We start from the raw sequence: 11,123 nt of genomic DNA, 5'->3' as shown, positions 1-11,123 counted from the left end.
CCCCCAGGTGACCACCACCACCCACCCTCAGTGCTTTACCCCCACCCCAGTCGCACCCAGCCCACGCCCCTTGCCTCCCACTCCCATAGCAACGTCGCTAGTCCCCTCCCCACGCGCCCAGCGCCCGCCCAAGCAAGAAGCCAGCACCGTGGGGGCCCGGGGGGTCGCCCCCCGGAACGACGAAAGGCGATCCCCGTTCGCGCTCTCCGCGAACAAGGACCGCCCAATCGCCGTGTCGGGGTGACAGGATTTGAACCTGCGACCTCTTCGTCCCGAACGAAGCGCGCTACCAAGCTGCGCCACACCCCGGTGGAACGTCAGTAAGACTACCTGACGCCCGCACCGGGGTTGAAGCGGGCTCCCCTACTGGCCTCCGCGGCCGGGTCTGCGCTGGTGGTGCGGGGTACGAGGGTCAGCAGGCTGGCCTCGGGCGGGCAGGCGAAGCGGACCGGGGCGTAGGGGCTGGTGCCCAGGCCCGCGGAGACGTGCAGCCAGGTGTGGGCGCCCCAGCGGGAGGCGCCGCGGGCGCGGCTGCGGTCGAGTTGGCAGTTGGTGACGATGGCGCCGTAGCCGGGGATGCGGAGCTGGCCGCCGTGGGTGTGGCCCGCCATGACCAGGTCGTAGCCGTCCTCGGCGAAGCGGTCGAGGACGCGGGGTTCCGGGGAGTGGGTGACGCCCAGGCGCAGGGTGGCCTGCCGGTCGGGCTTGCCCGCGATGTCGTCGTAGCGGTCGCGCTTGAGGTGGGGGTCGTCGACGCCCGCGGCGGCGATGGTGCGGCCGTCGACGGTGAACAGGGTGCGGGTGTGGGTGAGGTCGTGCCAGCCGCGCTCCAGGAAGGCGGCGCGCAGGTCCCGCCAGGGCAGGGGGATGCCGTGGATGCGCTTGTTCGAGGGGAACAGGTAGCGGGCGGGGTTCTTCGGCTTGGGCGCGAAGTAGTCGTTGCTGCCGAAGACGAAGGCGCCGGGCCGGTTGAGCAGCGGGCCCAGGGCGCGCACGACGGCCGGGACGGCCTGCTTGTGGGCGAGGTTGTCGCCGGTGTTGATGACCAGGTCGGGGTTGAGCTCGTCGAGGGCGGCGACCCAGCGCTGCTTGGACTTCTGGCCGGGGAGCATGTGCAGGTCGGAGAGGTGCAGCACGCGCAGCGGCCGCGCGCCCTCGGCGAGGACGGGCAGGGTGGCCTGGCGCAGGGTCCAGTGGGTGCGCTCGAAGCCCGCCGCGTAGGCGAGGGTGGCGGCTCCCAGGGCGGTGGTGCCCAGGGCGAGCCGCCCGAGGGTCCTGACCGTGTCGTTCACGCTGTCGCTCACACCAAGAGGGTACGGGGCGGGTCCCTCGCCACCGGCAATCCGCTTGTCCAGGGGCGATACGCTCAGGTCATGGCTGAGCTGAAAGACCGGCTGCAGGCGGACCTGACCACCGCCATGAAGGCCCGGGAGAAGACCACGGTCGCCACCCTGCGCATGGCGCTCGCCGCGATCACCAACGCCGAGGTCGCGGGCGACCAGGCCGTCCAGCTCTCCGACGACGAGGTGCTCAAGGTCCTGGCCCGCGAGGTCAAGAAGCGCAAGGAGGCCTCCACCGCCTTCGCCGACGCGGGCCGCGCCGAACAGGCCCAGCAGGAGCTCGACGAGGCCGCCGTCCTCACCGGCTACCTGCCCGCCCAGCTCTCCGACGACGAGCTGGCCGCCCTCGTGGCCGCCGCCTACGACGAGGTCGCCGCCCAGGTCGGCGCGGCCCCCGGCATGAAGCAGATGGGCCAGGTCATGAAGGCCGCCAACGCCAAGGTCGCCGGCCGGGCCGAGGGCGGTCGCGTCGCCGCCGCCGTCAAGGCCAAGCTCGCGGGATGACGCCCAGGACGGGGGTGGGGCCGGCGGCCGCGCTGCTGGCCCTCGCCCTCGCCGGGTGCGGGGGGAAGTCCCCCGCCGAGGCGGCGGCGGAGTCGGTGCGGACCCTGGCCGCGGGCATCCCCGGCACCGTCGACAAGTGGCTGGCCTCGCCCCAGGCGCCCGCGGGCGGGGATGAACTGCTGGCCTACCTCGACGCCCGGGTGCCCAGCACCCCCGACTTCGCGTTCTACCTGCGCGAGGCCGACGGTCCCCGGGTGCGGCTGAGGATCGCCGTCACCGACCAGGAGCCGGGTACGACCTGGGACACCTCCCAGGAGGTCGCCCGGGTGTGCGTCGAGGTCACCGGCACCCGTGGCCCGCGCCCCGGCTCCACCATGACCGACGCCCCCTGCGACGACGACGCGATCCGCCGGGCTGAACCCGATGCGCGCGGCGGCACCGTCCACACCACGACACTCGACGGCTGACGACCGGCTAGAACACCTGCTCACGTGGTGAAGCCCCCGAGTCGCATCGACTAGGGGGCTTCACCACGTTCCGAGGTGGGGACAGTCACCCACCGCCTGGTGTCACGGAGCGGGGGCGCCGTTGCCGGGGCCGCCGGTGTTGCCACCGCCTCGGCCGCCGCCGCCACCCCGGCCGCCTTGGCCCGGGGGTTGCTGGCCGCCGGGGGTGCCGCCGCCCTGGCCGGGATCGGTGCCCGGGGGTGGCGGGGGGTTCTCGGAGGCGGGCGGGGCGTCGGAGGTCTGGGGCGGGGGGACGTAGCCGGTGCTGACCTGGATGGTGATGGTCTCGCCGGGGAGGGCGGCGCCGCGGGGGGACTGGCTGACGACGGTGCCCTTCTTGGCGGCGTCGTTGCGCTCCTTGACGGCGAGCTGGTAGCCGGCGCCCTGGAGGATCTGGGTGGCCTCGGCCTGGCTCTTGCCGATGACGTCCGGGACCTTGATCTCGGCGCCGCCGTCGATGTAGCGGGGATCGGTGGCGGGCAGCGGGAGGGCCGGTTGGCCGTCCAGGAGGGGGGTCATGGCCTGGAACCAGGTGCGGGCCGGGACCTTGCCGCCGTAGATGTTGCCGCCGGTGCCGCACAGGCGCGGGGGGTCGGTGTCGCAGATGCCCTGGGGCTTGGGGCTGTCGTTGAAGGTCAGGACGGCGGCGGAGTACTGGGGGGTGGCGCCGAGGAAGCCCGCGGACTTGTACTCCTGGGTGGTGCCGGTCTTGCCCATCATGGGGCGGGTCCAGTTCGACGCGCGGGCGGCCTGGGCCGAGGTGCCGCTGGTGTCGTCCTTGCTCAGGCCGGTGACCAGGGTGTTGGCCAGCGGCTCGGCGACGGCCTGCTCGCAGGGGGCCTCGTTGATCTCGACCTTCTTGCCGTTGCGGTCGCTGACCTCGAGGATCGGCGTCGGCGGGCACCAGACGCCGCCGCTCATCAGGGTGGCGCCGACGTTGGCCAGCTCCAGGGTGCTCACCGGGCCGGGGCCGAGGGTGAACGAGGCCTTGCCCGCGTTGTTGGCGGTGGGCTTGAAGAAGTCGGACTGGCTGAGCCGGTACTCGTCGGCGGTGGCCTGCGGGTCCGGGTCGACCCCGCCCATGCTGGCCGACATGGTGGTGCGCAGGCCCAGGCGGCTGGCCATGTCCACGATGGGGGCCATGCCGACCCGCTCCTCCAGGATGACGAAGCCGGTGTTCGGCGAGGTCGCCAGCGCGTCCTGCAGGGTCATCTTGCGGTCGCCGCCGGTGCCCGCGTTCTTCACGCAGTACTTCTTCACCCCGCCCTGCCCGGTGGGGCAGGACTTGGCGCCGCCGACGAAGACGTTGGAGACGTAGGTGTTGGGCACGTCGATCTGGTTCATGATGCCGCCGCCCTTCTCCAGGTAGGCGGCGGAGGTGAAGATCTTGAAGATGGAGCCCGCGCCGAACTTGTTCGCGACCCGGCTGGGCAGGCCGTAGGTGGTCTGGCCCGCGTTCGGGTCCAGGCCGTAGTCGCGGTTGGCGACCAGGGCGACGACCTGGTGGCGCTCCTTGCCCGGCTGCACGATCGCCATGGTGTTCGCGATGCCCGGCTGGGTCTTGGGCACCTCGTTCATCGCCGCCTGCTTGGCCAGCTGGGTGGCGCGGGCGTCGAAGCTGGTCTTGATCGTGTACCCGCCGGTCTTGATCTGGTCCTCGGAGAAGCCCAGGCGCTCCAGGTACTCGAACACGTACTGGCAGTAGAACCCGTACTCCGGGCCCGCGCCCACGCAGTTCGCGGCGGGCTTGCGCGGCTCGGGCAGGATGCCCAGCGGCTCCTTCTTGGACGCCTCGGCGACCTCGGGGGTCACCTTGTTGTTCTCCAGCATCTTGTCGATGACGAAGTTGCGGCGCTGCAGGGTCTCGCTGGGCTTGCGCCACGGGTTGTAGAGCACCGGGTTGTTGACCGCGCCCGCGAGCAGCGCGGCCTGGGCGACGGTGAGCTTGTCGGCGGTGGTGCCGAAGTAGGCGTTGGACGCGGCGCCGATGCCGTAGACCTCGTAGGCGAACTCGACCACGTTGAGGTAGCCGGCGAGGATCTCCTCCTTGCTCATCTTCTGCTCGAGCTGGATGGCGATCCTGGCCTCGCGCAGCTTGCGCGCGAGGGTCTGCTCCTGGGCCTTGGACTGCTCGGTCTTGTTGTCCCGGTTGACCACGTTGATCAGGTAGTTCTTGACGTACTGCTGGGTCAGCGTGGACGCGCCCTGGGTGTCGCCGCCGCTCTGGTTGGAGATCGCCGCGCGCAGCGTGCCCTTCCAGTCGACGCCGTGGTGCTCGTAGAAGCGCCGGTCCTCCACCGAGACCAGCGCCGCCTTCATCGTCGGCGAGATCTGCTCGGAGGTGACCGGGATCCGGTACTGGTCGTAGAGCGAGGCGATGGGGGTGCCCGCGCTGTCGGTGATCGTCGTGATCAGCGGTGGTGGCGTGGCCACCAGGTCCGCCGACACGCTGTCGATGGTGTCGCTGGCCCGGTTCGAGGCCACGCCGACCGCGCCGACCAGCGGGAACAGCATGCCCGCGACGAGCACCCCCGCCAGCAGGCACAGTCCCAGCAGTTTCAGCAGGCTGTCTCCCACACGCACGTCGACCAGGGTAACCGCCGCCCTGGTGGAGCACCCGGCGCGCCGGTCGGAGCATTGACTTTCTGTAACGGGTGGGTCTCCGGTGGTTCTGGTGGGAACCGCCACGCACTAGAGTCCGTCGATGTCTCACGACAGCGCTGATCAGCCAGGTCGCTCCCGCGGCGCGGCGGATCGGCACCCGGTACCGGGGGGTATCGGTTCGAGGTCGCTGACGACGACAGGGGTGGGGGATACATGTATCTCGGGAACCAGCAGCAGACCGACTGGCGCGTGCGGGCGACCTGCCGCGACGAGGACCCGGACGGCCTGTTCGTCCGCGGGGCCGAGCAGCGCAAGGCCAAGCTCGTGTGCATCGCCTGCCCGGTGCGCACCGAGTGCCTGGCGGAGGCCCTGGACAACCGCATCGAGTTCGGCGTGTGGGGTGGCATGACGGAGCGGGAGCGCCGCGCGCTGCTGCGCCGCCGCCCCGACGTCGACAGCTGGCGCGACCTGCTCGACGACGCCCGCAAGCGGCACGCCTTCGAGGACGAGGACGTCCGCGTCGGCTGACCTGGCGCGGCCCCGCTGACCCGCCCGCCGCGGGCGGGTCGGGGCCGCTGCCCGCCTGCCTCGCCTCGGGCACAGCGGGTGCTGTCGTGCCGGCCGGGGCTGCTTCCTCGGCCGCCGGAAATCCGCGCGCGCTGTGACGGGATTCTTTCGCGTTCGCCTAGCACGGCCGACTTGATCGTGGGGAAATCCGTCCACAGGCCCTGGGGACCCCCGATTTCCACTTTACCCGGGCGAGGCGACAGAACCGCTTTCAAGATCTCGACTTGTCCACAGCGCCGGGAGATCGTGGAATTCATCGGACCATGGGATTGGTTCGACTCGGGGTGACGGTGAGTGCGCCAGGTGCGACTGCGCGGCGTAGTGATCGCGGCTGTCGGATCAGGGAGCGCGGCTGATGGCCATCCGCGGCTGAGAGCTGTGGACAACTCGCTGAGATTCCGCGGCTGAGGTCCCGAGTTGTCCACAGGCCCCTCGGGGTCCCCCGAATTCCAGCCTACCCGGAGGGGGCGACGGGACGGGGTTCAAGATCGCGAGTTGTCCACAGGGCCTGGGGATCCCCCGTTTTTCATCCTGCCAGGTGGGGGCGGGGTGCGGTGGGGGTTGTCCACAGGGGTCAGGTCTTGGAGAGCTGGTCCCCGATGCGGCGCAGGGCGGTGATGTCGTGGACGTCCGCGGCGAGGGCGGGGACGTGCACGAGGGGGACGGCGGGGTGGGCCTTGGTGAAGCGGTTGACCAGGCGGCGCTCGCGCTGGGCGAGGGCGACGCGGTCGGCGTGCAGGCGCAGGACGGCGGCGGCGAGGGGGGAGCCCGCGGTGGACTCCAGGTTCTCGGCGGCGGCGAGGGCCTTGGCGGCGGGGAGCTTGGCCAGGACCGGGTGGGTGCGGTTGACGACCAGGCCCGCGAGGGGCATGGACTCGGCCTCCAGGCGCTCGACGAAGTAGCTGGCCTCGCGCAGGGCGTCGGGCTCGGGGGCGGCGACGACGACGAAGGCGGTGCCGGAGGAGCGCAGCAGGTCGTAGGTCTTGCGGGCGCGCTCGCGGAAGCCGCCGAACATGCCGTCGAAGGCCTGGACGAAGGCGGAGGCGTCGGCGAGCAGCTGGCCGCCGACGATGGTGGACACGGCCTTGGCGAACAGGCCGAAGGCGCCGCTGACGACCTTGCGGATGCCCCAGCCGCCCGCCTTCACCGGGCCGGTGAGCAGCTTGATCATGCGGCCGTCGAGCGCGGTGGACAGCCGCTGCGGGGCGTCGAGGAAGTCCAGGGCCGAGCGCGAGGGCGGGGTGTCGACCACGATGAGGTCCCAGGTGCCCTCGGCGGCGAGCTGGCCCAGCTTCTCCATCGCCATGTACTCCTGCGTGCCGGAGAACGACGAGGAGATGGTGCGGTAGAACGGGTTCGCCAGCACCTCCTGCGCCCGGTCCTCCCCGGCGTGGGCGAGCACCATGTCGTCGAAGGTGCGGCGCATGTCGAGCATCATCGCGCTCAGCTCGCCGGTGGGGTCGAAGCCCGCCACCGAGACGCGCTTGGGGGTGTTGCCCAGCTCGCGCAGCCCCAGGGCCTGGGCGAGCCTGCGGGCCGGGTCGATGGTCAGCACGACGGCCTTGCGGCCCCGGTCGGCGGCGCGCACCGCGATCGAGGCGGCGGTGGTGGTCTTGCCCACACCGCCGGACCCGCAGCAGACGATGACGCGGGTGGCGGGGTCGTCGATCAGCGCGTCGACGTCCAGCTCGCTCATCGGACCCCCTGCTCGACCAGGGCCTCGGCCAGTTCGTAGAGGGCGCCGGTGTCCACCCCGTCGACCAGGTCGGGCAGTTCCACCGCGGGCAGGTCGACCTCGGCGAGCTGGGCGCGGGCGCGCTGCTCGGCCTGCACCCGCACGGCGTGCTCGACGGTCTCCTCCACCAGGCCCTCCAGGTCGGCCTCGGCCAGGGCGAGCCCGGCGGCGGCCAGGCCGTCGCGCACCCGCCCGGCGTCGACGCGGCCGTCGGCGGCGGGGGTGACCGAGCGGGCGGGCAGCCGCGGCGGGCGCACCCGGTTGAGGATGATCGCGCCGGGGCGCAGGTCGGCGCCGTCGAGCTCCTCGACGGCCTCGACGGTCTCGCGCACCGGCATCTCCTCCAGCAGCGTCACCAGGTGCACGGCGGTGTCGCCGGAGTGCAGCAGCTTGACCACGCCGTCGCTCTGCCCCTTGATCGGGCCGACCTTGGCCAGGTCGGCCATGGCCTTGGTGACGTCGAGGAACTTCACGATCCGCCCGGTGGGCGGGGCGTCGACGACCACCGCGTCGTAGGTGTGCCTGCCGGTGTCCTCGGTGCGCGTGACGCACTCCTTGACCTTGCCGGTGAGCAGCACGTCGCGCAGGCCCGGCGCCAGGGTGGTGGCGAACTCGATGGCCCCCATGCGGCGCAGCGTGCGGCCCGCGAAGCCCAGGTTGTAGAACATCGACAGGTACTCCAGCAGCGCCGCCTCGACGTCGACGTGCAGGGCGCGCACCTCGCCGCCGCCGGGGGTCGAGGCGACCTTCTCCTCGGAGTAGGGCAGCGGCGGGGTGTCGAAGAGCTGGGCGATGCCCTGCCTGCCCTCGACCTCCACGAGCAGCACGCGGCGGCCACCGGTGGCCAGGGCGAGGGCGAGCGCGCCCGCCACGGTGCTCTTGCCGGTCCCGCCCTTGCCGGTCACCACGTGCAACCGGGCTCGGGCGACCTGCTCGGTCCAGCCGACGACGGGGGTGGTCACCGTTTCAGCGTAATTGCCCGGAAGGGGTGCTCGCCGCGCGACCGCCGCGCCGACCCGCCACCCGGCGCCGCCACCGCCTGCCGGGGGCGCGACCACCGGGGATGAGCAGGGCCTAGCCGACCAGCAGCATGACCAGGGCGGTGACCGACACCACCGCGACGACCACCCAGGCGGCCGGGGCGGGCAGGGCGGTGAGCACGAGCAGGGCCAGCAGGGCGAGCACCGTGACCGACACCGCGCCCGCGAGCGCGGCCGAGGCACCCCGGCCGGTGCGGTCGCGCACCTTCGCCATGACCACCAGCACGGACAGCAGCCCTGCCGCGACCAGCAGGGCCGCCGCGATCAACCGCCAGGTCTCCACCGGGCCACCGTACCCAGACCTCACCCCACCGTGATGCCGCCGTGATCTAGGCTGCGGGCATGACGAAGTGGGAGTACGCGACCGTTCCTCTGCTGATCCACGCGACCAAGCAGATCCTGGACCAGTGGGGCGAGGACGGCTGGGAGCTGGTGACCGTCCTGCCCGGGCCCACCGGGGACCAGCTCGTCGCGTACTTCAAGCGCCAGAAGGGGGCCTGATGTCCTGGTCGGACAAGCTGGCCGGGCTGGGGCTGGAGCTGCCCTCGGTGCCCGCGCCCGCCGGGTCCTACGTGCCCGCGCTGCGCACCGGGTCGCTGGTGTTCACCGCCGGGCAGGTGCCCTTCGTCGACGGCGGCTTGGCCGCCACCGGCAAGGTCGGCGCCGAGGTGAGCCCGGAGGAGGCGCAGGGCCTGGCCCGGCTGTGCGCGCTCAACGCGCTGGCCGCGGTGCACGACCTGGTGGGCCTGGACGCGGTCGTCCAGGTGGTCAAGGTGGTGGGCTTCGTGGCCTCCGCCGAGGGCTTCACCGGGCAGCCCGCCGTCATCAACGGCGCGTCGGACCTGCTGGCCGAGGTGTTCGGCGAGGCGGGCAGGCACGCCAGGTCCGCGGTCGGGGTGGCCGAGCTGCCCCTGGGGGCGCCGGTCGAGGTCGAACTCGTGGTGGAGGTCCGATGAGCACGACGCAGGTCGGTGAGGCGCACGAGCTGCTGCTGCGGCTGGCGGGCAGGCTGGGCGACCGGCAGCTGTGGCGCTGCCGGGACTGGCTGGCCGCGGGCGCGGTGGACGCGGTGGCCAGGGTGCTGCCGCTGACCCTGCTGCGCGAGCGGGTGGGGATCACCCCGGAGGAGTCCCGGCTGGTCGGGGCGGTGCTGCTGCCCGCGGGCGCGGACGCCGAGCGGCTCAACGCGATCCCGTGGGTGGACGAAATCTCCGAAACCGACTACACCTTCTCCGCGGAGTCACCCGACCGGCTGAACGTGGGCGACTCCACCTCGGTCGTGCTGGGGGCGATCCTCCGCGGCAGGCCCGAGGTCGTCGAGGCGCGCACGAGCTGGCGCCGCGACCGGGCGGGCTCGGCCACCCGCGTCGTGCTGGTCACCACGACCGGCGACGCCGCGCGGCTGACCGGCGAGCTGCAGCGGGTGCTGCGGGCGCTGGGCACCGCGGAGCCGGTGGTCGAGGTGCTCCCCGCGGGCTTCACGCCGACCGGCTACCACCGGGCCGCGTTCGCCGCCTCGGAGCCGCTCGTCGAGGGACACCTGGTCCCCAGCTAGTCCGCCCGGCCGCCGGGACACCACGTGGGAGGGGTTCGATCGTGACGCAGATCGCCAGTGGCAGGGGAGCTGCCTGGCCGGGGGTTGCCCTGCCGGTCCGGGTGCACGACCTGCTGCTCGGGCTGGCGGGCAGACTGGACGACGACGCGCTGTCCGACGCCAGGGAGCTGCTGGCCTCGGCCGAGGTCGACCGGGCGCTGGACCTGGTCGCCGGTTGCCTGGCCGCCGGGCCGGTGCCGGTCAGCCGCGCCGAGCACGACGAGCTGGCGCAGCTGTTCCTGGCCGCGCACGCCGACCCGGCGGTGGTCGAGCGGCTGCCGGTCGCCGAGCCGGACCTGGTGACCCGGCACCGGTTCACCGCCGCCCAGGTCGCGGGCGTGGCCGCCGAGGACGGCGTCGCCGACGCCGCCAACCGCGTCCTGGACGTGCTGCCGGACATCCGCGCCGTCTGGGCGGTCTGGCGCACCACCCCCGCGGGCCCGGCCACCGGCCCCGTCCCGCACCGCGTGGTGCTGATCGGCGTCGGCCAGCAGGGCTCCGCCCCCGCCACCGCCTACCGCGTCGAGCACGCCCTGCGCCGCGCGGGCATCCGCGCCTCCGTCGAGGTCCTGCGCGACGGCGCCGAGCCGACCGACTACCACCAGACCGCGATGCGCTACGCCAACGAGGTCACCGCGGCCCGCACCAACGTCATCGCGTCCCCCGCGGCCCCCAAGCCCGCACCGGAGCCGCCCCGCCGCGAACCGGAGCTGACGGCCCCCACCATCTCCTCCAACTCCGCCCCCCAGGTCCCCGAGCCGGAACCCTGGTCGAGCACCCCCTCCCCGGTCACCCCCGTCCCGGCCGCGCCGCAGGCCGCGGAGGACCCCGCCGAGTCGGGCACCGACGAGTCCCTCAACGACTCCGAACTCGACCTGCTCCGCCAGCTCCAGGAAGAACTGGCCCGCCGCGAGCAGACCGAGCCCGGCTCCTCCGCCTGGCAGGGCGATCTCAGCAGCGGCAACTCCACCTCGGCCTCCTTCGACTGGACCGAGGCCAACAGCACCACCATGGTCAACGGCATGCCCCTCCAGCCCCCCGAGACCCGCAGCTGACCAGCACCAAGCACACGAAGGGCCGGGACGGCAGCACCACCGCCACCCCGGCCCTTCGCGCTGTCCCGACCCCCCAGTCCCACGTCTTTCGCCCTGCCCGCCACTGCTCGACGCGTTCGTCGTTGTCCTTCGTCTTTGCCCACAACGCAACCACCCACCCAACCGGCGGCCCGGCTAC

At 72.8% G+C, this 11,123-nt stretch carries 12 protein-coding genes and 1 tRNA gene; 7 read left to right on the top strand and 6 right to left on the bottom strand.

Annotated elements, in window-relative coordinates:
- Window positions 1-235: 235 nt before the first annotated feature.
- Window positions 236-309: transfer RNA gene (locus tag BJP25_RS27330), tRNA-Pro, on the bottom strand.
- Window positions 310-326: 17 nt separating this feature from the next.
- Window positions 327-1,304 (bottom strand): metallophosphoesterase, encoded by a 978-nt coding sequence (locus BJP25_RS27325; RefSeq protein WP_233158297.1) that lies wholly within the window; start codon window positions 1,302-1,304, stop codon window positions 327-329.
- A 69-nt stretch (window positions 1,305-1,373) separates the two neighbouring features.
- Here BJP25_RS27325 and BJP25_RS27320 point away from each other — a divergent pair, with 69 nt between their 5' ends.
- Window positions 1,374-1,844 carry a GatB/YqeY domain-containing protein gene (locus BJP25_RS27320; protein ID WP_075977909.1) on the top strand — a complete coding sequence of 157 codons (471 nt, stop codon included), beginning with the start codon at window positions 1,374-1,376 and terminating at the stop codon, window positions 1,842-1,844.
- Window positions 1,841-2,311, top strand: coding sequence for a hypothetical protein (locus BJP25_RS33775; protein ID WP_143219345.1), 471 nt, complete (start codon window positions 1,841-1,843; stop codon window positions 2,309-2,311). Before BJP25_RS27320 ends, BJP25_RS33775 begins: the two co-directional genes overlap by 4 nt.
- A 102-nt stretch (window positions 2,312-2,413) precedes the next feature.
- Here the strand turns inward: BJP25_RS33775 and BJP25_RS27310 are convergent, their stop codons facing one another.
- Window positions 2,414-4,933: a penicillin-binding protein gene (locus BJP25_RS27310; RefSeq protein ID WP_084794604.1), complete on the bottom strand. Its 2,520-nt coding sequence runs from the start codon at window positions 4,931-4,933 to the stop codon at window positions 2,414-2,416.
- A 234-nt stretch (window positions 4,934-5,167) separates the two neighbouring features.
- On the opposite strand from BJP25_RS27310, the gene BJP25_RS27305 reads away from it, so the two are divergent.
- Window positions 5,168-5,482, top strand: coding sequence for a WhiB family transcriptional regulator (locus tag BJP25_RS27305; RefSeq protein ID WP_075977906.1), 315 nt, complete (start codon window positions 5,168-5,170; stop codon window positions 5,480-5,482).
- Window positions 5,483-6,095: 613 nt separating this feature from the next.
- Here the strand turns inward: BJP25_RS27305 and BJP25_RS27300 are convergent.
- The 3 genes from BJP25_RS27300 to BJP25_RS27290 form a co-directional block, all read right to left on the bottom strand.
- Window positions 6,096-7,217, bottom strand: coding sequence for an ArsA family ATPase (locus BJP25_RS27300; protein ID WP_075977905.1), 1,122 nt, complete (start codon window positions 7,215-7,217; stop codon window positions 6,096-6,098).
- Entirely contained in the window at window positions 7,214-8,218 is a 1,005-nt protein-coding gene (locus BJP25_RS27295; protein WP_075977904.1) for an ArsA-related P-loop ATPase, read from the bottom strand. Before BJP25_RS27295 ends, BJP25_RS27300 begins: the two co-directional genes overlap by 4 nt.
- A gap of 112 nt (window positions 8,219-8,330) precedes the next feature.
- Window positions 8,331-8,579 carry a hypothetical protein gene (locus tag BJP25_RS27290; protein ID WP_075977903.1) on the bottom strand — a complete coding sequence of 83 codons (249 nt, stop codon included), beginning with the start codon at window positions 8,577-8,579 and terminating at the stop codon, window positions 8,331-8,333.
- Between the two features lie 59 nt (window positions 8,580-8,638).
- Between BJP25_RS27290 and BJP25_RS33770 the strand changes: the two genes are divergently transcribed.
- The 4 genes from BJP25_RS33770 to BJP25_RS27270 are packed head-to-tail and all read left to right on the top strand — an operon-like array spanning window position 8,639 to window position 10,945.
- Window positions 8,639-8,797, top strand: a complete 159-nt coding sequence (locus BJP25_RS33770) for a DUF4177 domain-containing protein (protein ID WP_075977902.1) — start codon at window positions 8,639-8,641, stop codon at window positions 8,795-8,797.
- Window positions 8,797-9,252 (top strand): RidA family protein, encoded by a 456-nt coding sequence (locus BJP25_RS27280; protein ID WP_075977901.1) that lies wholly within the window; start codon window positions 8,797-8,799, stop codon window positions 9,250-9,252. Before BJP25_RS33770 ends, BJP25_RS27280 begins: the two co-directional genes overlap by 1 nt.
- The gene (locus tag BJP25_RS27275; RefSeq protein ID WP_075977900.1) at window positions 9,249-9,851 is read left to right on the top strand and encodes a hypothetical protein; all 603 of its coding nucleotides are present in this window, start codon (window positions 9,249-9,251) and stop codon (window positions 9,849-9,851) included. The genes BJP25_RS27280 and BJP25_RS27275 overlap by 4 nt, the downstream gene beginning before the upstream one ends.
- 41 nt (window positions 9,852-9,892) lie before the next feature.
- Window positions 9,893-10,945 (top strand): hypothetical protein, encoded by a 1,053-nt coding sequence (locus BJP25_RS27270; RefSeq protein WP_143219344.1) that lies wholly within the window; start codon window positions 9,893-9,895, stop codon window positions 10,943-10,945.
- Window positions 10,946-11,123 lie beyond the last annotated feature (178 nt).

This window comes from Actinokineospora bangkokensis, from assembly GCF_001940455.1.
Taxonomy (GTDB): domain Bacteria; phylum Actinomycetota; class Actinomycetes; order Mycobacteriales; family Pseudonocardiaceae; genus Actinokineospora; species Actinokineospora bangkokensis.
Note: the sequence above shows the minus strand (reverse complement) of the source record. Positions and strands in the feature narration are given on the sequence as shown.

Bases quoted from the DNA above. Each gene is read 5' to 3' on its own strand.
- BJP25_RS33775 (WP_143219345.1), top strand. From the start codon at position 1,841: ATGACGCCCAGGACGGGGGTGGGGCCGGCGGCCGCGCTGCTGGCCCTC.
- BJP25_RS33770 (WP_075977902.1), top strand. From the start codon at position 8,639: ATGACGAAGTGGGAGTACGCGACCGTTCCTCTGCTGATCCACGCGACC.
- BJP25_RS27280 (WP_075977901.1), top strand. From the start codon at position 8,797: ATGTCCTGGTCGGACAAGCTGGCCGGGCTGGGGCTGGAGCTGCCCTCG.
- BJP25_RS27275 (WP_075977900.1), top strand. From the start codon at position 9,249: ATGAGCACGACGCAGGTCGGTGAGGCGCACGAGCTGCTGCTGCGGCTG.
- BJP25_RS27300 (WP_075977905.1), bottom strand. From the start codon at position 7,217: ATGAGCGAGCTGGACGTCGACGCGCTGATCGACGACCCCGCCACCCGC.
- BJP25_RS27305 (WP_075977906.1), top strand. From the start codon at position 5,168: ATGTATCTCGGGAACCAGCAGCAGACCGACTGGCGCGTGCGGGCGACC.
- BJP25_RS27320 (WP_075977909.1), top strand. From the start codon at position 1,374: ATGGCTGAGCTGAAAGACCGGCTGCAGGCGGACCTGACCACCGCCATG.